The organism is Acinetobacter sp. NBRC 110496 (genome assembly GCF_000876115.1).
Taxonomy (GTDB): domain Bacteria; phylum Pseudomonadota; class Gammaproteobacteria; order Pseudomonadales; family Moraxellaceae; genus Acinetobacter.
This window is the reverse complement of the sequence record NZ_BBTF01000018.1, coordinates 1-23320: the sequence shown is the minus strand read 5'-3', so window position 1 is coordinate 23320 and position 23320 is coordinate 1. Positions and strand designations below refer to the sequence as shown.

Sequence of the window (23320 nt, the reverse complement as noted above, 5' to 3'; positions counted from 1 at the left end):
CATTGAAAACAATTTAATAAATCGCCATATGATCCCGATGAATCATTTCTAGCGAACGTGCTTCACCTAGAACCTGATACACCTTTTCCGACGATAAACCCTTGATCATTTCTGCTGAACGCGAACTAAAATTCACACGTCCAACGGCAATTCGAGCACCGTTTTTATCAACACATTCCACCACATCACCACGATCAAAATGCCCTTCAATCGCTTTAACACCCACAGGCAATAAACTACGATGCTTGAGCTTGATCGCTTCAACCGCACCATCGTCAATCACCAAACGACCCGCGGTTTGTAAATGTGCAGCCAGCCATTGCTGATGTGCCGTCACGCGGTCATTGTCTGTGGTAAATAAAGTTCCCAACATCTCGCCCGCCATTAAGCGTGCTAATACGTTGTCACTTTCACCACTGGCAATCAAGGTTGGGCAACCTGATCGTGCTGCAAGACGCGCTGCACGGACTTTAGTGACCATACCACCACGCCCCAGTACACCACCGCCGCCTGCCATTTCAAACAGGCCATCATCCAATGCACGAACAGCCGAGAACAGCTTCGCATTCGGATTACTGCGCGGATCAGAATCAAACATACCTTGCTGGTCTGTCAGAATAATCAATAATTCCGCTTGTACTTGTCCTGCAACCATTGCAGCCAAGGTATCATTATCGCCAAAGCGAATCTCATCGGTCGAAACCGTGTCATTTTCATTGATGACAGGAATCACATGCCAATCAATCAAGTTTTGCAAAGCATCACAAGAGTTAAGATAACGACGACGATCGGCTAGATCATCATGGGTGAGCAGCACTTGTGCTGTTTGAATGCCATGTTGATCCAATACACTTGACCACGTATGGATCAAGCCCATTTGACCAATGGCAGCACAAGCTTGCAAACTGGGTAGATCAGTGGGTCGACTCGCAAGTTTCATACGTACCATCCCTTCTGCTACTGCACCTGATGAGACCAAAATAATCTCATGTCCAGCATTGTGTAGATCTGCAATTTGTTTCGCCCAATGCGAAATTGCATTTAAATCTAAACCTTGCCCGTTTGCAGTGAGTAAAGATGATCCGATTTTAACAACGATTCGTTTACACGCATTGAGCTGACGTTGCCCATCGACCACTTCTATCATTTTTCCCTCGGTTTACTAGTCACGAATGTAGATGCTTTCTACATCGCCTTCATCCTCATCATCATCAAAGTCTTCATCATCGTCCAAACCAGCTTCACGCTGAGCTTTACGCATGGCACGATATGCTTCTTTTGCTGCGATGGTTTGTTCACGTGTTTCAGCTTCAAGCTGCTCACGGAATGCTTTCACTTCTGCTGCATACTCAGGATCTTCAACTTCACGCTCACGTTGCTGCTCGATCTGATCCATTAAGTAATACACAACGTCTTTAGTCCCTTCCGACATCAAACCAGAAGTTTTGAATACAGGGCCTTTCCACTGCAATTCATCAAGAATGTGCTGACACCACTCTTCTCTCGACTCTTCAGGAAGCTGATCAAGCTTGTTCAACACCAATACCACTGGAAGTTTTGCCAGTGTTGGAGAGAACTTCTCTAATTCACCTAAAATTGCGCGTGCATTGTGGGCAGGATCAGAACCGTCAATGGGTTGAACATCCACAATATGCAACAGGATACGGGTACGCGCCAAATGCTTCAGGAAGCGAATTCCCAGACCTGCACCTTCTGCTGCACCTTCAATCAATCCTGGAATATCCGCCATAACAAATGAACGATGACGATCCGCATCGACTACACCCAGATTTGGAACCATCGTGGTAAATGGATAATCGGCAACTTTAGGTTTTGCTGCGCTAACTGCACGAATAAAGGTTGATTTACCCGCATTCGGCATACCAAGTAAACCAACATCTGCCAATACTTTCAACTCTAGACGAACTTCGCGATATTCGCCTTTGATACCATGTGTACACTTACGTGGTGAACGGTTGGTTGATGATTTAAAGTGAGTATTCCCCAAGCCACCATCACCACCATGCGCAACTTTTACGCGCTGACCATCAGCGATCAAGTCACCAATGATGTCACCAGATTCAGTATCCACAATGGTTGTACCCACAGGTACTTTTAAAATCACGTCTTCACCGCCACGGCCGGAACAATTCGCACCCGAACCATTTTTACCGCGTTCTGCACGATAACGACGTGTATAACGGTAATCTACAAGTGTGCTGGTATCATCATCTGCTTGGATGTAAATACTTCCGCCACGTCCCCCATCTCCGCCATCTGGGCCACCAAAAGGGACAAATTTTTCACGGCGAAAACTGGCTACGCCATTGCCACCGTCGCCAGCCTCTACGGTAATGACTGCTTCATCAACAAAGCGCATGTGCCAATCCTCAAATTCTTAAAAGCGGACTATTTTGCCACATTTTAATAAAATTCTCGAATAGAAAAATCAGCAAATTGGTTTTTTTAAATGTATTATTTGTTCAATATTCAATTTCATGACTTTAGTCAGCAGACTAGAAGAATTTTTCTCCTCGATTACGGTCTTACATTCTTCAACGGCAACTGCATTTGCATATCTAAATTCGCTTTAGTCTGCTGCACAGAGTTATACATGATCGCATCGAAAGAAGAGATATTGCTCATATTAATTGCATCATTCATATAAAAGCTTGGCTTAAATTGATGCTTCACAGCTAAATCAACTGACTCATCAAAATCAAAATAAACCGGCCCATCAAAAACAATTTTTACAGGAACGGTATAGGTTCGTTTCAGTTGAAATGGAATATCTAACTTCACTGGAATATTCAAACTCAAAGGAAACTTAGGCAATAATTTATTTTGATAAATCAAATCCGTACTGGTCTCGATCGGCATCACTTCATCCACTTTCAACATGGTTTCATAGTTAATATTGACCGTGATCGGTGTCTCCACCTCAAAACTTAGATCAGCCAAATACTTGCCTTTTAATGGCAAGTGCAAAGTTTGATCAATATCCAATACCGTCTTGAGCTGACCTTCGGACTTGACCCTTAAATGATCTCCCACCTGAATTTTAGTTCCTAATGATTCAGGCAAACGAATATCCGCCTGCTGTGCAGAAACAATCAATGACGCCTGAATATTCAAATAGAACCAAAACAAGATGGCCACCAAAGTGGTGACGATCACAAAACTGATCAACAAGCTTTTAAACGATTTGGTGATATCCATTATTCACCTACTTTTACATTATGTTCAGCAGCTTGTACTTCTACGGGTTGAGTTTTGACCCGATCCAGATACATGGTAGACAATGGAATTTTTAACTCGCCCTGCGCAATTTTAACCGGTAAGGTATTTTTTACATCCACAGTAGCATTCAGCTCAGAGGTAATCGGGACATTTAAATTACCTTGAATTGGAATATTGGCATTTAATTGTGTTTTCAACGGAATGTTCAAGTTTTCTTTCAGTTCTGTACGAACAGGCGCATCAAATTTTAAATGAACTTTTTGCTGTAAGGGAACTTGAATATCAATCGGTACATCCAGTTGCAATGGAATCGAGCCTTTCAATGGCAAAGTAACATCACGACCTAGAATTTTAACCTGAACCTTGGTATCAATCGGCAGACTTTGGTTCACTTTAATGGTTTCTTTAACAGGAATCGTGGTACTGATAGGAACCATATTATCGAAATAGACACGTGGTTTCAGGGTTTGAGTGAGTGGAATATTCAGTTGTTCATTAATTGGTATCTTGGCATCAACACGCCCATTCACATCCACATTGAGTGCATCTTTGACTTTAACCCGAACCTGTAAAGGCTCTTGCAAGTCAATAGCGACATCCTGATTCTTCAATGGAATATAAATATTAAAATGCTTAAATACCCACATTGCGATATACACGCCGCACAAGTTGGCCACTACAATTAAAGCAAATATCACAAACAAACGTCTGAACTGCAACAATGCACGATTCCTTAATTAATTATTTCCCTTTTCGCCTATTCTTATCGATTTTTATGTTTAATTCAGCATATATTCTGTACAGTCAATAAAAAAGCCCAGTTAAAAACCGGGCTTTTTGTTATCGCTTTGCGAACAAATTATGCATTTGTTTCAGCAGGAACTTTCGCATAGCTTACACCACACATTTGTTCAGCAATACGCAATACTTGGCAGCTGTAACCGACTTCGTTATCGTACCAAACATAAGCTGTTAAACGCGTACCAGATGCGATAGTTGCTTGTGCATCAAACACGCCCGCAGTACGCGAACCGATAAAGTCACTTGATACCACTTCAGTTGAGTTGGTATAACCGATTTGACCTTGTAACTTCGAGTTGATCGAGATTTGACGAATGTATTCGTTCACTTCTTCACGATCAATTTCTTTCTCTAAGTTCAAGTTCAAGATTGCAAGTGAAACGTTTGGAGTTGGTACACGGACCGAGTTACCTGTTAACTTGCCTTTAAGACCTGGCAATGCTTTTGCAACTGCTTTTGCAGCACCAGTTTCAGTAATGACCATGTTTAATGTTGCAGCACGACCACGACGGTCTGCCTTATGGTAGTTATCAATCAAGTTTTGGTCGTTTGTGAACGAGTGAACTGTTTCAACATGACCATTTAATACTTTGTATTTGTCATCTAAAACTTTTAATACAGGTGTAATTGCGTTGGTTGTACAGCTTGCAGCAGAGATGATCTTGTCTTCATCCAAGATATCGCCGTTGTTCACACCAAATACAACGTTCTTCATCTCACCTTTACTTGGTGCAGTTAATACGACACGCGCAACGCCTGCACATTTCAAGTGTTGGCTTAAGCCTTCAGCATCACGCCACTTACCCGTGTTGTCGATAAGAAGTGCGTTATCAATACCGTAAGCCGTGTAATCCACTTCGCTTGGGCTTGATGCATAAATCACTTTAATGAATTGACCATTGGCAATGATTGCTTCATTTTCTTCATCAACAGAAATTGTACCGTCGAAAGTACCGTGAATCGAATCACGACGTAATAAAGAAGCACGTTTCGCCAAGTCACCGTCAGAAGATTTACGTACAACAATTGCTTTCAAGCTTAAACCACGGCCCAAACCTGATTGGCTGATGATTAAACGTGCCAAGATACGACCGATACGACCAAAACCGTAAAGAACAACATCTTTAGGTGCAGCAGTAGCAGCATTACCTTTGATTGAAGCAACCGCTTGTGCAACAAAAGCGTCTACATCACCGCCTTGGTTCTTGTATTCAACAGCAAGCTTACCGATATCAACTTCTGCAGAACCGATATTGTCAACTTTCATTAACGCTTCCAAAATCGGGAAGGTATTTACCACAGAAAGTTCAACATCAAGCATACGTGTACGACGATGCGTCTTCAGAATTTGAATTACTGAACGGTTAATTAAAGAACGACCGTAAACAGAAACAACAATATTTTTCTCACGATATAATTGACCGATGAGGGTAATCATACGTTCCGCGATTTCTTCACGGTTTTTCCAACGACCTTGGTGTTCTGCATGTAGGGCAACGATTGTTTCTTTGCTCACAGTTACGTCCTCTAATTTATATATACTGGGCGTGAATTTTTAAAACGCCATTATTGTAATAGAATTATCATCAAGATTGAATCAAAAGCCGCTAAACGAGCTAAGATTTTGTCCTAATTGACTATAAATTCATAAAATACCTATAATTATTTTTGTGAATTTTGGTAAAAAGTGACTTTAATCATCAGAATAGCTGAAACTTCTCCTATGCATTCAGTGATTTTACTTATAAAAAATTTAGTACTCAGCGAAATATGATCTAAATCACCCTCTAAGTTTAAAATGCTCACCAAATCAGATTAAAAGCCAGAATCACTACACAAGATATTGAAATAAAAACAAAAATAACGTATCAACTTGGTCGTACCTAGTATTCAAAAACATGAAGAGCAAATGAATTTTAAAACATGGTTATTACTGATTAGTATTCCCCTTGCCTGTGAAATCTCTATGGGCCTTATCGGAATGATCGGGCTTGGGCTGACAAATATCGTTTATTTTCCTATTTCTTGGATTGGCGAACCCTTTTTCAACTGCAATGGTGAGATAGGCTGTCTTCCCCGAGAATATGGGCGTATTTTAATGTTTCTGACCATCAACCTGAGCTATTATTTATATGCAAAGATTAAAGGAATTTAGTTAGAAAACTAGATTCGCCTCAATCTAGTCCCCATCACTCAAACGTTGCGAGTATTGTTTCAAGTTCAATTGCAAATGTTGCTTGCGGCGTCTTTGTTGATATAAATGTGCCGCCCCCTCAATCACGAGCAGCAAAACGGCCAACCAAATTGGGATATACGTCAACCATTCATCAGCTCCAATTTTCTCTCCAAGCAATAACGAAACCAAGGCTAACAATACGGGTTCCAAATAGCCGAGTAAGCCAAAAATAATTAAAGGTAAGTAGCGACTAGCAAGAATATAGCTTCCCAACCCAATCGCGCTTAACAAACCTAATCCGATCACGACAAAAACCAAGCTCGGTTGATCCAAGAATTTGAGATATGACATCTCACCAGCCTGAGTAAAGAAAATCGCAATCGGTAAAATCAGCATAAGATCCCACCAAAAACCACCTAAGTGATCGGTTTGAATCTTTTTACGCAAAATAAAGTAAGCAGCATACCCCAATGCAACAAATACCGTTTCCCAAGCAATACTGCCTAAACGCCATATTTCATGCCCAACGCCTAACACAGCCAGCAATACTGCGACATACTGGAATCTGGAGAGCTTCTCCCCATATAAAAAACTCCCTGCCAACACCAGAACTAAGGGTAAAAGAAAATAACCCAAAGAAACTTGCAGGCCTCTGCCATGCATGGGGGCCCATAGAAATAGCCAGAGCTGAGCTGAAGTGAGTACTGAAGTGGTCAATAAAAGTAATAATAAGCAAGGATTGGCAAGAATCCGTTTAAACACAGTTTTGATCAGGGATAAATCACCACTTAACCACATAAATAGGGTCAGAAATGGAATTGTGGCAATAATTCGCCAACCAAAAGTCTGCTCACTATCCAAAGAACCGAGGAACTGACTATAAAAATAGAGAACGCCAAAAGTAACAGAAGCCAAAATTGAATAAGCAATTCCTTTTATCATTTTCAGCCTCTGCTTGAATAATATTTTAAAAAGTACATGATTTATCCACTATATAAAATAAAAAAAACCATGCATGCATGGTTTTTCAACAAGTATAACTGATTTAATGATGTTCAGGATAAATAACATCCGCAATATCATAACCCAATGATTGAGCATAATTTAAATATTCATGAATCACTTCTTTTTTGGGATTAGGTATGCGTGAAAGCACCCATAAATATTTACGGCGCGGTTCTCCTACCAGAACCGTTTGATAGTCATTATCGAGTTTTAAAATCCAGTAATCACCACGGATTACAGGCACCCAACGCACGACTTCAGGCAAGAAGCTCACTCGTAATTTAGTATTAAAGGGAGCATTATCAACAAAAGCCTCTCCGAGACTTTGCTGTAAATTACCTTCACTGTCATAACATTTGTTATCAACAACAATATTGCCATTTTCATTTAAGGTGTATGTAGCAGTGACGTTATAAGCACACTTCCGCTCAAAAAACATCGGTTTTCGCGCCACTTCATACCAAACACCCAAATATTTATCGAGTTCTACTTTGTCAACTGTTGGCAAGGGTTTTGCTTGCGCATAAGCAATCGTTCCAACAGCCAGCCCAGTTAAAACAGCCCCGCCAATGGCAATCTTTGCAAGGCGCCAACTCGCTTTCGGGAAATTTTTAATAAAAGGCATGAGACATCCTCAAAACAGTAATTTGTTATCAATAGTCATATAGTTAGCAATTTAAAATAGCTTACTTTATAAACAAAAACTGTTGCGATATGTATCCCTTTTCAGGATTCCCGACCTAGATCAAGACTGCAACATATGCGCTTTGAGACGAACAATCTCATCACGCAATCTTGCAGCTTGCTCAAACTGTAACTCTTTCGAGGCTTTCAACATTTCCTTTTCCAGTTTGCCGATGTGTTTTGCAAACAGTTTTGGATCAGATAAAAGATGCTGTTCATCTGCGCTGATAGTTTGTGCTTGTTCAAGCACTTTTTCATCAATTTCATCATCAGTCAGTACTTCACCTGTATCAATTTCCTTGATGGTTTGACGAACTGCACTACGTGGGGTAATACCATGTAACTCATTAAATTCAATTTGTTTATTACGCCGGCGCTCAGTTTCATCTATCGCTTTACGCATCGAATCAGTAATACGATCGGCATATAAAATTGCTTTACCTTTGACGTTACGTGCAGCACGACCAATGGTTTGAATCAATGAACGTTCAGAACGCAAGAAACCTTCTTTATCCGCATCCAGAATGGCAACCAGAGAAACTTCTGGCATATCCAACCCTTCACGCAGCAAGTTAATGCCGACCAGAACATCATGCACGCCTGTCCGTAATTCGTGAATAATCTTGACGCGCTCAACCGTATCAATATCCGAATGCAGATAAGCGACTTTGACACCATATTCTTTCAGGTATGAAGTTAAATCCTCAGCCATCCGTTTGGTCAAGGTGGTAACAAGGACACGTTCATTTAACTGTTTACGAATATTGATTTCAGAGAGCACATCATCGACTTGGGTGAGCACCGGACGAACTTCAATTTCAGGATCAATCAAACCTGTTGGACGTACCACCTGCTCAACAATCTGCTCAGACTTTTCCAGTTCATAATGGGCTGGCGTTGCGCTGACGAAAACAGTGGTCGGAACAATCCGCTCCCATTCTTCAAATTTCATTGGACGGTTATCCAAGGCACTTGGTAAACGGAAACCATAATTGACCAAATTTTCTTTACGCGAACGGTCACCTTTATACATCGCTCCAATTTGTGGAACGGTCACATGCGATTCATCAATGATCAACAACGCATCTTCAGGGATATAATCAAATAAGGTTGGTGGCGCTTCACCAGCTCCACGACCAGAAAGATGACGTGAGTAGTTTTCAATGCCATTGGTATAGCCCAATTGTTGCATCATCTCTAAATCATAGCGCGTACGCTGCTCAATCCGTTGCGCTTCCAATAACTTGTCATGTTCTTTAAAAAACTTCAGTTGATCTTTCAACTCGTCTTTGATGGTATCAATTGCACGGGTCAAATGATCTTTTGGTGTCACATAATGACTTTTTGGATAGATGGTTACGCGTGGCACTTTACGCACCAACTTTCCTGTTAGCGGATCAAACCAGCGAATCGAATCAACTTCGTCATCAAATAATTCCACCCGAATCGCATCTTTATCCGATTCAGCTGGGAAAATATCAATGATTTCACCACGAATACGATAGGTACCGCGCAAGAACTCCAGTTCATTGCGGGTATATTGCATCTCCACCAAACGGCGAATGATCTCATCACGACTGACGCGATCACCTTGTACAATATGCAACAGCATTTGCATGTAGGCATTTGGATCACCCAAACCATAAATTGCCGACACTGAAGCCACAATAATGGCATCACGTCGTTCTAATAAAGCGCGCGTTGCGGAAAGACGCATTTGATCGATGTGATCATTAATCGCAGAGTCCTTTTCAATAAAGGTGTCTGAAGATGGGACATATGCCTCAGGTTGATAGTAATCGTAATAACTGACGAAATACTCCACCGCATTATTTGGGAAAAAAGCTTTAAATTCACCATACAACTGTGCTGCAAGTGTTTTGTTGTGCGCCATGATAATGGTTGGCCGTTGCGTTTGGGCAATCACATTGGCCATGGTATAGGTCTTACCTGACCCTGTTACACCAAGCAGTAATTGATTACGAAAGCCCTGGTTAATACCACTAACCAATTTTTCAATCGCCTGAGGCTGATCTCCCGCCGGTTGGTAATTGGTGACTAACTCAAAAGGTTGGTTTTCGCTCACGGGACTTCTCTTTTCTGAATATGTGCTATTAATGGAGTCATTGGGTAGAATTTACAATCTATTTTAGCCACTTTAATACCTTTTTAGATGTAGAGCTTAAGCTTGAAGAATTATTTTCAAATTCACATATTTATATACCTTACAAAGTACGGCTAATTTTTTATTTTCAACTAAAAGATTGAATTCTTATACAAAATCACCTTAATCTATGCGCTTCAAAAATATCAAGAACTTTATTTTCCTTTGTGAATTCAATTAACACACAATATTTTATATTAATCGTTCCCAGCTGCCTATTTTTCATAGGTTTGGCCTTTACATTCTGTCGCTTAATTTTTAAAGCTGAGATTTTTTTATTATGGATCGGTTTGGCCTATGCAATTCCCTCCATTGCGCTTTTCATACAATGCCTAATGAGCAACCCTCAACTAACGATTGCTGCTCCATTTACTGCAATTCTTTATTTATTAGGGAGTTGGCTTGGTGCATATGCAGTTACTATCAAACTAAATACCAGTTTCAATCATTACGTTGCTTTAACACTCTCAACCTTTGCCATTATTACACTGGCCTATTTTTCCTATGTAAATCCGCAAATATGGCTAAGGTTAATTATTTTGAATGCCAGCTTAGGATTGATTGGCTTTATTGCAATCCCAGCGGCATTAAAATCGCTACCCACCAGTAAATCATTTGATCGCTGGATTTTGATTTTCTATTTGCTGAATGTCTCCTATTCTTTTTGTCGTGCCATCATCAATTTTATATTTCTAGATACCATCGATAGAGACCATTTCATCCTCACCTCATCAACATGGTGGTTATTGGGCATGTCAGTCAATATTATTTTAAATATTTTATTCGCAATTGTAATCAGCGGTGGTGCAGTCAAGGATGTAATTCAGCGTCTCAACAATGAACGTCTACATGATCCTCTAACACAATTGCTTAATCGTCGAGGTTTTTCCGAAAAAAGTGAAAAACTCGCTTTCAACAACCACTGTTATTTTTTAGTTTGCTTCGATCTTGACCACTTTAAATTAATTAATGACACATGGGGACATTATGTTGGTGATCAAGTCTTACAAAAAGTAAGTCGAGTGATGTTACAACAGCAAAAACCAAATGATCTAATGGCACGTTTTGGTGGTGAAGAGTTTATTTACTTAATATCTGCCAAAGATGCAACTGAGGCATTATCTCGAACAAAACAACTCAAGACACGGCTTGAACAGTCCTCATTTACCAGTTGTAAAATTAAAATAACAGCCAGCTATGGCCTCACGCAAATACATAACTTTCATGAACTTGAAGAAGGGTTGCAGCGTGCAGATGATTTACTTTATCAAGCAAAAGAGAATGGGCGCAATCAAATTTCTTTCGATCTAATAATCTAAACATTTCACCCATGAGTCACTCCAAATTTTAACCTACCTTTAAATGGATTAGTCCTAGTCAAGACAAAATGCGACTTTAAAATAAAATATAAAAGAAAAATACAAACAGCACTTGACCCTTTGCATAATCAACTGCAACATGAATTTATACTCTATTGCAATGATAATAATATGGCTTACCAATATCATGATGAAACAATAATTACGGAACTCCCTGAAGACACTGTTTTTGTTTTTGGCAGTAATTTAGCGGGCATCCATGACAGTGGTGCCGCTCGAATCGCAGCCCAACATTTTGCAGCAGTGAGAGGTGTTGGCCGTGGCTGGGCTGGACAGACTTTCGCGATTCCTACCTTAAATGAACATCTACAACAAATGCCCCTCTCCCAAATTGAGCATTATGTCGACGACTTTAAAATCTACGCAAAAAATCATCCCAAAATGAAATACTTTTTAACGGCTTTGGGTTGTGGGATTGCAGGTTATAAAGTATCAGAAATAGCGCCTTTATTTAAAGGGATTAACAGTAATGTGATTTTCCCAGAATCATTTCGTCCCTATATCGAAGATGATGCCGTTTCGCAATTTCCAGATCTAACCGCCGATGCTGTACATGCCTTTATTTCAGATGAGGTTATTTTCTATTTTGATCATGGCTATGAATCTTTCCAAGAAGCACTGGATCAGACCAATCTAAGCTCAGCAGAAAAAGCAATTGCACTGGTGGTGTTAAATGAAGAGCTCTATCCACGTGATCGTTATGGCCGTGGTCGTGAACACGAAATTAATGATATTTTAGGCAAGCTTAATGGCAAGATTTTTAATTTCCATAACAATGAAGAAGGTGCCATGACCTTTGTTAGTGTAATTATTGCTTTAATGGAATTGTATGACATTGATGAATATGATTTTCTCAAGCTTTGGCGTGGCGAGTTGCAAATACAACATCCTGTAAACCGTCGCCAATAATCAGAAAAAAAGCCAATCAACAGATTGGCTTTTTTATTAACGCTTACCCATCGAACGACGTGTGCCGCGTGGTGGCATCCAAGTGCGATCGGCATATTGCTCAGGTTTTGGACGAACCTGATTATGAGTTGCATCTTCAGCGTCATCCTGAGCAGATGGCATAGGAAATGGCAATTTCACCAAAGCCTTTTTGGCTTTAGGTTGTTGGGTAGTCATTGAAATTCTCTCGAAATCTAGATTTCTAACCGCATATTGTAATAGATTTTTGTGCTTTTGATAAAAATAAAATATGTAAAAAATCAGAATGATTTTAAAGCTTAAAATTTAGTAACTTTTTATGCGATTCAGGCAAGTTTCAGCCACAAAGAAGGCTATTTAAGCTAAGATAAGCTGCTTTTTATTTTTTAATCCCATAAGAAGGAATAATGCCGTGGACGTACGTCTCTCTGATCGTGTCAATGCTATCAAACCGTCCCCTACACTTGCAGTCACCAACAAAGCTGCTGAGCTTAAAGCTGCGGGTAAAAACGTGATTGGTTTAGGTGCAGGCGAACCAGACTTCGATACCCCTCAACACATCAAAGATGCTGCAATTGAAGCAATTAATAAGGGCTTTACCAAATATACAGCGGTAGACGGCACTCCAAGCTTAAAAAAAGCAATTATTGCGAAACTCAAACGCGATAATAATTTAGATTATCAAGCCAACCAAATTTTGGTGTCTTGCGGTGGTAAACAAAGCTTCTTTAACTTAGCGCTTGCTTTGTTAAACAAAGGTGATGAAGTGATCATCCCTGCGCCATTCTGGGTAAGTTATCCAGATATGGTGATCATTGCTGAAGGTACACCAGTCATAGTGAAATGTGGTGAAGAACAACGTTTCAAAATTACACCTGAACAATTAGAAGCGGCGATTACCCCAAACACACGTTTAGTGGTACTGAACAGCCCGTCTAACCCAACAGGTATGATTTATACCAAAGCTGAATTAGAAGCTTTAGCAGAAGTATTACGCCGTCACCCACAGGTTTTTGTTGCATCTGATGACATGTATGAACCAATCCGTTGGGAAGATGAGTTCTACAACATCGCGACAGTTGCACCAGACTTATATGACCGTACTATCGTATTAAATGGTGTTTCTAAAGCCTATGCCATGACAGGCTGGCGTATTGGTTACGCAGCAGGCCCTGCGAAAATCATTGGCGCCATGAAAAAAATCCAGTCTCAATCCACTTCAAACCCAACTTCAATTTCACAAGTTGCGGCTGAAGCGGCATTGAATGGTCCACAAGACGTTTTACAACCAATGATTGAAGCGTTCAAACGCCGTCATGATCTAGTTGTGAATGGCTTAAATGACATCAAAGGTATCTCTTGCTTACCTGCTGATGGGGCGTTTTATGCTTATGCAAACATTCGCCCGTTAATTCGTGCCAAAGGCTTAAAATCTTGCACAGAATTCTCTGAATGGTTACTGGAAGAAACTGGTGTTGCTGTTGTTCCGGGTGATGCGTTTGGTTTAGGTGGATTTATGCGTATCTCTTATGCAACTGCTGATGAAGTATTAGTTGATGCTTTAGCACGTATCAAAAAAGCGGCCGATTCAATTGAAGGTGTTGATGCCGCAATTGCATCTATCCAAGCAGAAAAAGCTGCAAAATAATTTTTGCCGCAATAAAAAGAAGCTTCTTTATGAAGCTTCTTTTTATGTCTAATAGAAAGTCGGAATCTTACTCAGCAGATTCACCACTAAAGAGCGCAACCACCTCAGCTTCAGTCATTTTCTTGGTTGAGTTCTGGAATGCATAAAACTCAGGTTTGCAGTCAATATAGATTTCCAGATCAAGATTCAAATCTTGCGGTGAATCATTCAATGCAAAGGCGTTGATATTGCAATAATTCTGATCTTTAGTCCGCCAAAATAAATTGGTACCACAAGCATTACAGAAACCTCGCTCCCCCCAAGCCGATGAATTATAAACAGAGAGATGGTCTTGTTTTAAAAATTTTAAGCTGCCCTGTTTCACATCAATGGTCATAATCACACCACTGGTCTGTCGACGACAGATTGAACAGTGACAGGCATGTACATCATGATTACTTAATTCAACTTCAAATGTGGTTTCGCCACACACACACTGTCCTTTCATTATAAATTTACCTGTTATTCAAAATTGTTATTGATGAATTATCGTTAGCATAAAACAAAGCAAGCATCGCGCAATCAATAATTTGTAAGACTTACTCTTCAGCGATGAACTGTATTGACAGCCTGTAATAGAAAGACTAAGTTATGAATAAGTTCCTTTTTAGAACTATTCAGGAAAAAAAATGAAACACCCAAAAGAAATGAACGGACTAGAATTTCTAACCGCAATGCGTGCAGGGCAAATTCCACCAGCCAGTATTAGTGAAACGATTCCCATGCAACCAGTTGAAGTTGCTGAGGGCTATATCAAATTTGAGGTACAGGCAGATCAACGTCACCTTAACCCTCTCGGGGGCGTACACGGTGGTTTTGCTGCAACGGTACTCGACTCAGTAACAGGTTGTGCAGTTCATACACTTTTAGAAGCAGGCGTTGGTTATGGCACAATTGACCTGAATATTAAAATGTGTCGGCCTATCCCTAAAAATCAAAAGTTAATTGCAACAGGCAATATCATTAATATCAGTAAAAATTTAGGCATCTCTGAAGGCAAGATTGTCGATGCAGATGGCAAGCTTTATGCCCATGCAACCGCAACCTGCATGATCATTCGCCCATAAAAACTCTAAGGATAGATATGGGCTATTCACCATAGCCCTATGCAATTGCTTTATTCACATGAAACTTTTTCGGTCGAATACATAAGTGGCTAAATACTGCATATTGCCAAATGCTTTTTACTTGTACTGAGATAATCTTTTGCTCTGCCACAGACCAAGCAAGCGCAGTATTTGCGCCTAAAAAAAGCTCACCGCCTAACTGAAACAAATACAAAGGTGTTTGTTCATCAATATTCGCAGCACTCTTTTGTAGCAAGAGGTCTTTAGCTGTTTGAATTTTCCATTTGTTGCCAAACCATAACTGCAACAAATCGCCCAGATACAAGGCCTGCTGTTTAAATGGAAAGGTATTGAGCAAAGCATGTTCAACAGGCGTGTAATATTGCTCAGGATCTTGAATAATTTCGAGGTAGTGTTGTTGATAAAAAGAAAAATTTGAAAAAATAGACTGAATATTTAGAATAGTCATTTCGACCTCCAGTTTAGCCATTTTAGTGCTGGCAAGTAGGGTTAAATCCACACTGTTTAGATGAATATCTAAACGTTCTTTCTCATTCGAATCTAGCAATAGCCCGTTCAAAGTTCAAGTTATTTTTGCTACTTTATCGCAATTGTGCAAATAAAAAGCATACGATGCAAAAATGAAGAAAACATGACATTTTTATCTTGACCAATTTTAAAACCCACCTATAATGGCACTCAGATTCTCCCATAGCTCAGTCGGTAGAGCGACGGACTGTTAATCCGCAGGTCCCTGGTTCGAGCCCAGGTGGGAGAGCCAAGATTCTAAAAAGCCCTGATCATTGATCAAGGCTTTTTATTTTATCAGCATAAAACTCTTTTCCATCCTTATAACTACGATTCATTTATTCATTTTCATGTTGAATATGGTATATATTTTATCCTTCTCTCTATTTTTAATAGAAAATAAAATTTAACGATGATGTTAAGGAAAACACATAATGAAAAAGTTTATATTCTGTCTGATATTCCTATGCAGCCCAGCAATGGCCGCTCAAACCACTTGGTATGCAGGTTCTTCTTATAAAGGTACTGTGACTGTCCCAATTGAGAATGGACCCAATGTCGTGTGGAAGTGTAATGGAGCAGTTTGCACAATGTCTGGCCCTTGGGGCAATTCTCTCTCCTTAGACTCCTGTCAAAGCCTAGTATTACGTATCGGTAAGATTAGTTATTATAAAAACTCGGCAGGTGCCATCTGGAATGCCCAATCGCCTGAATTGGCGCAATGCAACCAAGTTGCACGTTAATACCTAATATTTTAGTTAAGCGATTATTATTTATACTCATTTTACTTGACGGACTTTCATTTACCCCCTAAAATTCGCTCCAGATTCTCCCATAGCTCAGTCGGTAGAGCGACGGACTGTTAATCCGCAGGTCCCTGGTTCGAGCCCAGGTGGGAGAGCCAAGATTCTAAAAAACCCACTCTATTGAGTGGGTTTTTTTTATTCGCCCTTTGATAAGCATATGTTTCAATCTAACCATCTTCTCTTTCTTACCATAGGCTTCATTAGTACAGCTTTACTGCTGTTTAGCTGCCTACGCCCTTTCTTTCCAAAACAAAAGTTCTTCGCTCGTCCCGTCATTACTTTATTCGAATCACGAATGTTTATCCGGTTACAACAAGCCTTTCCACAACACCACGTACTTGCACAAGTTGCCTTTAGTGCATTGATTACCAGTGATCATTATAAAATCCGCAGTAAATTTAATCGTAAAGTAACTGACTTTGTGATTTTGGATCAGGAAATGCAAGTGCTGGCGATTATTGAGTTAGATGACCCAAGCCATATCGGAAAAGAGTTAGAAGATAAAAAACGCGATCAGATGCTGCAAGAAGCTGGCTATTTGGTACAGCGCTATACACAAATTCCATCTGTAAAACAGTTACAGATGGATATTCGATAATAAATCGTCCTCAGAGGAATTATTCAGCCTGAGTGGTTGGTTCAGCTTGTTTTTGTTGTTCAAACTTTTTTGCGATTTCAGCATGTTGCTGATCATATTTTTTCTTGGTTTGTGCATCGCTTCTTGCCGCAAGAAAAGCCATCCCCACAATAAAAATTGGAATCAATAATCCCAACCCCATCAATAACCAAGGAACAGATCTTTTTTCAACAGGTTGCTGACTCATACGTACTTCAAACTCAAACGACATCAATTTCAAGATGCGTAACAATATAACAAAAAAGAGCCTCAATAAAGAGGCTCTTTGCTTAAAGCTTATTTCTAGCAATTATTAGAATTTACCAGTACACTGCGCGCTTTGACTAGCATCAATTTTGGTCGGATCAACCACTATATTGGTCTTTGCAGGCATCTGCGCTTGAACAAAGTTATACACTTGCAAATTTCTACACACAATCGCTTGTGTATGCGTTGCATTCAGGACAGGATCAAGTGTTACACTTGCTGATCCCAGAGCCTTTAAATTAGCAACTAATCCCTGAGTTACAGGGAATGGAACATTTGTATCAGCTGTTCCTTGAACAATATATACAGGCTTATCGATTCGCTTGGTTCCAGGTTGATTATCCACCAAGAACTTCTGAACAGTTTGATTATTCTTGAAGTTATTGGTATCTAATCCAGGATAATCCATAACCTTCTTATCAGGATTAACCGTCATAAATTGAATGATATCCGTTTTAAACTTCTCAATCAGACTTAAACTTGGATCATTTCCATCATCCAAACACAGTCCATTTTCGCCAGTTGTACCTTCTGCAAACTCAGCGAGGGATTTAGCTCTTTCTTGAAAAATGTCACGATAATTAAATCGTGGTTCATAGGCTTTGATACCAACTCCTGTCAATGCTGCATAGGCAAGTAGCGTTGCATAGGAATCCACGGATATACGGTTTGCTAAAGGTACACCCGCTGCTATCTCTTTTGCCTCTATGTCTGCTAAAGCTGTTGGTGCAACTTCTAGAATAATTTTACCCAGACTGGATGCTGGCGCACCAGCAACAGCACCTCTATAAGTTACATCAGCATTTGCATATTCTGCTGTGCCTAAAGAAGCCTGACCACCTTGCGATTGACCAATCGACATCCACTGTCCATTAAGCTTTGTTCCGTAATGATCTTTTGCTGCTTTAACTGCTGCAATCGCAGACTTCGCCTCACTGCCCAAGTTTAGATATGGATGAATTCCTGGTGTACCCAGGCCCTCATAATCAGGTGCAATCACCACATAGCCTGCTGCCAATAAACTATCCGCAAGAATTCTAAAGCGTGGATTCACTACATTATTACTGGGTGCACAGCTATCCCCTACACCAACGGTACCATGCTCCCAAACAACTACTCGGTAACCATCCTCAGGTTGGGCAATTTTAGGGAACATCACCAAAGCAGTGGCTTTGGCAGTGCGACCTTGAACATTGACCATGTTATACGTCATGATTTTGATTGATGCAGCATTATCTACCTTATCCTTGGAATAAGCTGCTTCAGACAGATAGGTTTTATCCGAGTCTACCCCAGTATAATTATCATCATTGTCATTACATGCGGTTAAAAATAAAGCCGAAATAGAGAATGTTATTGCCAATGCAATTTTAGACCGTTTCATAAAATATCCTTTTAGTCCTTGTTTTATTTAAAGCATGAAACTACATGCCACATTATTAATGCACAAAAAAAGTGCCCTGCATAGGACACTTTTCAACTATTCAGTCAATTTAAAATATGAATTCTAAAAAAATTCCAATAAAAATAATCAGCCCGACCCAACGATTATGCCGAAATGCCCAAAAACAGAGTTGTGGATCCCGATCTTTGGTTTTAAAAGCTTGATAGGCAAAGTCTGCCGCAACCATCAACAATGCGACCAATCCAAATGGAAGTAATAAATTTTCCCGATACAAAGCACCACCAATAAACAGTAAGCTTAGAATCTGTAGTAAACCAATAATCTGGATATCATAACGACCAAACAGAATCGCTGTTGATTTCACCCCAATCTTCAAATCATATTCGCGATCGGTAATTGCATACTGGGTATCATAAGCCACTGTCCATGCCAAATTGCCGAAATATAAAAGCCAACAGGTTAAATCTAAAGGTTTCCCCATTGCCGTAAATGACATTGGAATTCCCCATGAAAATGCCATGCCCAAAACCACTTGTGGTAAGTGGGTATAGCGTTTCATAAAGGGATAAATAAACGCCAGTACCAACCCCGCTAAAGCGCAATAAAAGGTCGCAATAGGGAGAAAAAACAAGGTACAAGCACTAGCAGCAACCAAACCCAAAAAAACATAAACTGCTTCGCGTGGACGAATCACGCCTGTCGCTAATGGACGTGTTTTAGTTCGTTCCACATGCGCATCTACTTTACGATCGGCAAAGTCATTAATCGCGCAACCCGCCGCACGCATAAAAATAGTACCTAAGACCATGGCGATTAAAATCTGCAACGGCGGTAAACCACCCGCAGCAATCCATAACGCCCACATGGTTGGCCAAAAAACCAGTTCTGTACCAATCGGTTTATCAAAGCGGCATAAATAATAATATGCTTCTAAACGTTGCCGCCATGTTGTGTGTTGCACTGTTTCCATGATGAATCCTTAGAGTCAATGCTGTCGAATAAACTGTTCAAATGCGGGAAGAAAGGTTTCTTGCACAATAAATTTGCACCCATGCCAAGTATAACAACTTTGTCTGGTCCAACCTTCTTCTAAATAAATCACCCGTCTTTCACAAGCAGGAGTCGTTCGTTGAAATAAAAACCAGCCAATAGGCTTATTACGGATATGTCTAAATATCCGTGCTTTCTTATGTAAGCTTAAAATTGGAAAGATACTTTTTGCTTTAACCCAAGCTTCTGTTTCACTGCCGTATAAATTGGTTTCACGTACCCAGGCAATATGATGTGTCGGCATCTGCATCCACTGGCTGTCATTAAAAGTGAGTCGCTGGAAATGCTCTTTAAGGCGTTCGACATGAAACTCCCCTTCACCCAAATCAGTCAACTGTTGAGTGAGAGAACCTGATGCATACAACCATTTTTTTAATTCAGTTGGGATCTCTCGCCCCTTAATTCTGTTTGGTCGTAAATTTCGCATGCTTGGCTCACTAAAAACATCATTAGGGTCTGCTGATACTTCAGCCATGCATTGCGTTATAGGCTAAAACCACACAAACAAGGCATGGAACGTAGACAATGGCGATACCCTTGTCAAGTTTCATAACGAAGTTTGGGGAAGTTTTAGACATAACCCTTCGGGACAGGGTCATTTTTTGATGTTACTACGTTAGCCCGTATTCATTTAGAAGCACTAAATTTCATACGCCCCGCCTTGTAACATCTAAAAAATGTCCTCTGTCGCAAGCATCTGTGAAGTGCCAGCAGACCCTATGAGTGTACATGAATTTCTTAAGAAAAACGTATGACTTTCAATTGAATCAAAAACATAAAAAAAGCTCGCCGAAGCGAGCTTTTTGGAATTGGATATATTACAAGCTGTAGTACATATCAAATTCAACTGGGTGAGTTGTCGTGTTAAGACGACGTACATCTTCAGTTTTAAGTTCGATATATGCATCAAGCATTTCTTTAGTGAATACACCACCTTTCAATAGGAACTCATGATCCGCTTCAAGTGCAGCAATCGCCATTTCCAAGTTGTGAGCAACTGTTGGGATTTTTGCTTCTTCTTCAGGAGGAAGATCATACAAGTTCTTGTCAGCAGCTTCACCTGGGTGGATCTTGTTTTGGATACCATCAAGACCAGCCATCAACAATGCCGCAAAACCTAAGTACGGGTTCATTAATGGATCAGGGAAACGCGCTTCGATACGCTTGCCTTTAGGACTAGAAACGTAAGGAATACGGATAGAAGCAGAACGGTTACGTGCTGAGTAAGCAAGCATAATCGGCGCTTCGTAGTGTGGAACCAAACGCTTATAAGAGTTTGTACCTGGGTTGGTAATCGCATTCAACGCACGCGCATGCTTGATTACACCACCGATGAAGAATAATGCCATTTCTGATAAACCAGCATATTCATCACCAGCAAACAAGTTCTTGCCATCTTTAGAGATTGACATGTGAACGTGCATACCAGAACCGTTATCACCCACCATTGGCTTAGGCATGAATGTTGCTGTTTTGCCATATTGGTGAGCAACGTTCCAAACTGCATATTTGAACTGTTGAACTTCGTCCGCTTTACGAACCAAAGTATTGAAGCTCACACCAATTTCTAATTGGCAAGATGCAACTTCATGGTGATGTACTTCTACGCGACCAGGCCCCATGATGTCTTCGATACGTGCACACATTTCAGCACGCATGTCTTGATGAGAGTCAACTGGAGGAACTGGGAAGTAACCACCTTTAACACGTGGACGGTGACCTGAGTTACCTGCTTCATAGTCTTTACCTGTAGACCAAGCAGCTTCTTCAGCGATCAATGTGTGGCGCGCGCCAGACATATCGATGTCCCATTTTACTTCGTCGAAAACGAAGAATTCTGGTTCTGGACCAAAGAATGCTGTATCACCGATACCTGTAGATTTTAAATATTCTTCAGCACGACGAGCAATCGAACGTGGGTCACGCTCGTAACCTTGACCAGTTGAAGGCTCGATGACGTCACAAGTTACAACAACTGTAGGCTCAGCAAAGAACGGGTCAAGAAAACCTGTTTCAGCATCTGGACGTAAGATCATGTCAGAAGCTTCAATGCCTTTCCAACCAGCAATTGAAGAACCATCAAACATTTTACCGTCTTCAAATGTATCTTCATCAATGGTATCAGCTGGGTAAGTTACGTGCTGTTCTTTACCCTTAGTATCAGTAAAGCGAAAATCGACCCATTTTGCGCCACTTTCTTTGATGAGTTGAAGGACCTTGTTCGCCATGCTCATTTGCTCCAATGAAGTTTTTATGCACTTGTTAAGTGCGTGTTAGTTGTTGATGTATAATTAGCAATTATCATACCAACAATTTAAAAGCATACCTAAAACATTGAAATTCTTTGCAGAAAAAATGCTTTAGGTTCCCTGTCCTATGCCTACTATAATGTATGCATTTAAAAATGCACCATATTTAAACATTCCTATTTTAGCGCGTCCCCAAAAAAGACATAATGAACCAAAATAGTGCAATACATATAACAAAGAACCAATGTAGTGCCAATTACGCTTTTATTATTCGCGTAAATTGGCTTTTTATATCATTCTTTTCAACATCATTCCAATCAATTCATTTAGACTTTCGATTCACTTTCAGTTTTATTTCTCAAGCCTTTCAATTACAAAAATTTATTATCGATTAGCAGCTCATTTCTACAAACAAAATTGGCCCTTTATTTAAGTGCTGAGATTTCCGAAATATTCAACATTGGCTATTTGTTTTTGCTATGATTATTCGTCTAAGAATTGTGGTCCATCATTCTCCATTCTTCTTAAAGTGAGTAACAATGTGAGCAATATCAGCACTCACTTGTTAAAACCTTAAATATAATCAATAGGTTGAATATAAAATGCTTCTAATGGTCGATAACTATGACTCATTTACTTACAACATCGTTCAATACTTTGGCGAGTTGAATCAAGAAGTAAAAGTTGTTCGTAATGATCAAGTAACATTAGAGGATATTGAGCGATGGCAGCCGAAATATCTGGTGATTGGCCCTGGTCCATGCTCTCCGAGTGAAGCAGGCATTTCCATTCCAGCCATCAATCACTTTGCTGGCAAGGTTCCTTTGCTTGGCGTTTGCCTAGGTCATCAAGCCATTGGTCAGGCTTTTGGCGGTCATATTATCCGTGCCAAAACAGTGATGCATGGCCGTCTTTCTGATATGCACCACAGTGACAAAGGAATTTTCAGCAATCTGCCTTCTCCTTTTGCTGCTACGCGTTATCATTCGTTGGTGATTGAGCAAGAAACCTTACCAGAATGCCTAGAAGTGACTTGTTGGACTAACCAGACAGATGGCACGATTGAAGAAATAATGGGGGTCAAACATAAAACACTGCCTGTCGAAGGCGTGCAGTTCCACCCTGAATCAATTTTAAGCCAACATGGCCATCAAATTTTCAAAAACTTCTTGGATATTTATGCTTAGATTCAAGTTCTGATTTTAATTTAAGTCCTCAGTAGCCCATTTTAATGTAATGGGCTGCTTTTATTTTGAACATATAAAAACA

The 23320-nt window shown here is 40.2% G+C and carries 24 protein-coding genes and 2 tRNA genes; 10 read left to right on the top strand and 16 right to left on the bottom strand.

Annotation, left to right across the window (positions count from 1 at the left end; translation table 11 throughout):
- Positions 1 to 13: 13 nt before the first annotated feature.
- From proB to Aba26S_RS10660, 5 genes are all read right to left on the bottom strand, one after another.
- Positions 14 to 1147, bottom strand: coding sequence for a glutamate 5-kinase (gene proB / locus Aba26S_RS10680; RefSeq protein WP_005243225.1), 1134 nt, complete (start codon positions 1145 to 1147; stop codon positions 14 to 16).
- A gap of 15 nt (positions 1148 to 1162) precedes the next feature.
- The gene (gene cgtA / locus Aba26S_RS10675; protein WP_005243226.1) at positions 1163 to 2380 is read right to left on the bottom strand and encodes an Obg family GTPase CgtA; all 1218 of its coding nucleotides are present in this window, start codon (positions 2378 to 2380) and stop codon (positions 1163 to 1165) included.
- A gap of 158 nt (positions 2381 to 2538) precedes the next feature.
- Complete coding sequence (locus Aba26S_RS10670) at positions 2539 to 3219, bottom strand: hypothetical protein (RefSeq protein ID WP_005243227.1); 681 nt, start codon at positions 3217 to 3219, stop codon at positions 2539 to 2541.
- Complete coding sequence (locus Aba26S_RS10665) at positions 3219 to 3962, bottom strand: hypothetical protein (RefSeq protein ID WP_043971841.1); 744 nt, start codon at positions 3960 to 3962, stop codon at positions 3219 to 3221. Before Aba26S_RS10665 ends, Aba26S_RS10670 begins: the two co-directional genes overlap by 1 nt.
- 137 nt (positions 3963 to 4099) lie before the next feature.
- A complete protein-coding gene (locus tag Aba26S_RS10660) occupies positions 4100 to 5557 on the bottom strand; it encodes a glyceraldehyde-3-phosphate dehydrogenase (RefSeq protein WP_005272197.1) in 1458 nt (485 codons plus the stop codon).
- Positions 5558 to 5950: 393 nt separating this feature from the next.
- On the opposite strand from Aba26S_RS10660, the gene Aba26S_RS10655 reads away from it, so the two are divergent.
- The gene (locus tag Aba26S_RS10655; RefSeq protein ID WP_010590098.1) at positions 5951 to 6196 is read left to right on the top strand and encodes a hypothetical protein; all 246 of its coding nucleotides are present in this window, start codon (positions 5951 to 5953) and stop codon (positions 6194 to 6196) included.
- 24 nt (positions 6197 to 6220) lie between these two features.
- Here Aba26S_RS10655 and rarD read toward each other — a convergent pair whose 3' ends face one another.
- The 3 genes from rarD to uvrB all read right to left on the bottom strand — a co-directional run bounded on the left by rarD (position 6221) and on the right by uvrB (position 9992).
- Entirely contained in the window at positions 6221 to 7159 is a 939-nt protein-coding gene (rarD, locus tag Aba26S_RS10650; RefSeq protein WP_043971836.1) for an EamA family transporter RarD, read from the bottom strand.
- A gap of 103 nt (positions 7160 to 7262) precedes the next feature.
- The gene (locus tag Aba26S_RS10645; protein WP_005243233.1) at positions 7263 to 7847 is read right to left on the bottom strand and encodes a lipocalin family protein; all 585 of its coding nucleotides are present in this window, start codon (positions 7845 to 7847) and stop codon (positions 7263 to 7265) included.
- Positions 7848 to 7967: 120 nt separating this feature from the next.
- On the bottom strand, positions 7968 to 9992 hold the full coding sequence (gene uvrB, locus Aba26S_RS10640; protein WP_043971833.1) for an excinuclease ABC subunit UvrB: 2025 nt from the start codon (positions 9990 to 9992) through the stop codon (positions 7968 to 7970).
- Positions 9993 to 10405: 413 nt separating this feature from the next.
- Between uvrB and Aba26S_RS10635 the strand changes: the two genes are divergently transcribed.
- Together Aba26S_RS10635 and Aba26S_RS10630 are read left to right on the top strand one after the other, a co-directional pair.
- Complete coding sequence (locus Aba26S_RS10635) at positions 10406 to 11389, top strand: GGDEF domain-containing protein (RefSeq protein WP_081408445.1); 984 nt, start codon at positions 10406 to 10408, stop codon at positions 11387 to 11389.
- Between the two features lie 171 nt (positions 11390 to 11560).
- Positions 11561 to 12358, top strand: coding sequence for a hypothetical protein (locus tag Aba26S_RS10630; RefSeq protein WP_043971831.1), 798 nt, complete (start codon positions 11561 to 11563; stop codon positions 12356 to 12358).
- Positions 12359 to 12394: 36 nt separating this feature from the next.
- Here Aba26S_RS10630 and Aba26S_RS10625 read toward each other — a convergent pair whose 3' ends face one another.
- A complete protein-coding gene (locus tag Aba26S_RS10625; RefSeq protein ID WP_016540500.1) occupies positions 12395 to 12574 on the bottom strand; it encodes a hypothetical protein in 180 nt (59 codons plus the stop codon).
- Positions 12575 to 12788: 214 nt separating this feature from the next.
- On the opposite strand from Aba26S_RS10625, the gene Aba26S_RS10620 reads away from it, so the two are divergent.
- Positions 12789 to 14024, top strand: a complete 1236-nt coding sequence (locus Aba26S_RS10620) for a pyridoxal phosphate-dependent aminotransferase (RefSeq protein WP_005243238.1) — start codon at positions 12789 to 12791, stop codon at positions 14022 to 14024.
- A gap of 67 nt (positions 14025 to 14091) precedes the next feature.
- Here Aba26S_RS10620 and Aba26S_RS10615 read toward each other — a convergent pair whose 3' ends face one another.
- On the bottom strand, positions 14092 to 14511 hold the full coding sequence (locus Aba26S_RS10615) for a GFA family protein (RefSeq protein ID WP_043971827.1): 420 nt from the start codon (positions 14509 to 14511) through the stop codon (positions 14092 to 14094).
- Positions 14512 to 14692: 181 nt separating this feature from the next.
- On the opposite strand from Aba26S_RS10615, the gene Aba26S_RS10610 reads away from it, so the two are divergent.
- Positions 14693 to 15130, top strand: a complete 438-nt coding sequence (locus Aba26S_RS10610; protein ID WP_043971824.1) for a PaaI family thioesterase — start codon at positions 14693 to 14695, stop codon at positions 15128 to 15130.
- 37 nt (positions 15131 to 15167) lie between these two features.
- Here Aba26S_RS10610 and Aba26S_RS10605 read toward each other — a convergent pair whose 3' ends face one another.
- Positions 15168 to 15599, bottom strand: coding sequence for a hypothetical protein (locus tag Aba26S_RS10605; RefSeq protein ID WP_043971874.1), 432 nt, complete (start codon positions 15597 to 15599; stop codon positions 15168 to 15170).
- A 236-nt stretch (positions 15600 to 15835) separates the two neighbouring features.
- Between Aba26S_RS10605 and Aba26S_RS10600 the strand changes: the two genes are divergently transcribed.
- From Aba26S_RS10600 to Aba26S_RS10585, 4 genes are all read left to right on the top strand, one after another.
- A tRNA-Asn gene (locus Aba26S_RS10600) sits at positions 15836 to 15911 on the top strand.
- Between the two features lie 181 nt (positions 15912 to 16092).
- Positions 16093 to 16401 carry a hypothetical protein gene (locus Aba26S_RS10595; protein ID WP_043971822.1) on the top strand — a complete coding sequence of 103 codons (309 nt, stop codon included), beginning with the start codon at positions 16093 to 16095 and terminating at the stop codon, positions 16399 to 16401.
- Between the two features lie 85 nt (positions 16402 to 16486).
- A tRNA-Asn gene (locus Aba26S_RS10590) sits at positions 16487 to 16562 on the top strand.
- Positions 16563 to 16621: 59 nt separating this feature from the next.
- Entirely contained in the window at positions 16622 to 17062 is a 441-nt protein-coding gene (locus Aba26S_RS10585; protein WP_043971819.1) for a DUF2726 domain-containing protein, read from the top strand.
- Between the two features lie 19 nt (positions 17063 to 17081).
- Here Aba26S_RS10585 and Aba26S_RS10580 read toward each other — a convergent pair whose 3' ends face one another.
- The 5 genes from Aba26S_RS10580 to glnA all read right to left on the bottom strand — a co-directional run bounded on the left by Aba26S_RS10580 (position 17082) and on the right by glnA (position 22036).
- The gene (locus Aba26S_RS10580; RefSeq protein ID WP_026040204.1) at positions 17082 to 17288 is read right to left on the bottom strand and encodes a hypothetical protein; all 207 of its coding nucleotides are present in this window, start codon (positions 17286 to 17288) and stop codon (positions 17082 to 17084) included.
- A gap of 105 nt (positions 17289 to 17393) precedes the next feature.
- Positions 17394 to 18731, bottom strand: coding sequence for a lipase family protein (locus Aba26S_RS10575; RefSeq protein ID WP_005243245.1), 1338 nt, complete (start codon positions 18729 to 18731; stop codon positions 17394 to 17396).
- A gap of 109 nt (positions 18732 to 18840) precedes the next feature.
- The gene (gene ubiA, locus Aba26S_RS10570) at positions 18841 to 19722 is read right to left on the bottom strand and encodes a 4-hydroxybenzoate octaprenyltransferase (protein WP_043971817.1); all 882 of its coding nucleotides are present in this window, start codon (positions 19720 to 19722) and stop codon (positions 18841 to 18843) included.
- A gap of 15 nt (positions 19723 to 19737) precedes the next feature.
- Positions 19738 to 20229 carry a chorismate lyase gene (locus tag Aba26S_RS10565; protein ID WP_043971873.1) on the bottom strand — a complete coding sequence of 164 codons (492 nt, stop codon included), beginning with the start codon at positions 20227 to 20229 and terminating at the stop codon, positions 19738 to 19740.
- A gap of 391 nt (positions 20230 to 20620) precedes the next feature.
- A complete protein-coding gene (glnA, locus tag Aba26S_RS10560; protein ID WP_171057879.1) occupies positions 20621 to 22036 on the bottom strand; it encodes a type I glutamate--ammonia ligase in 1416 nt (471 codons plus the stop codon).
- 617 nt (positions 22037 to 22653) lie between these two features.
- On the opposite strand from glnA, the gene Aba26S_RS10555 reads away from it, so the two are divergent.
- The gene (locus Aba26S_RS10555) at positions 22654 to 23238 is read left to right on the top strand and encodes an aminodeoxychorismate/anthranilate synthase component II (RefSeq protein WP_005243249.1); all 585 of its coding nucleotides are present in this window, start codon (positions 22654 to 22656) and stop codon (positions 23236 to 23238) included.
- Positions 23239 to 23320: the final 82 nt, after the last annotated feature.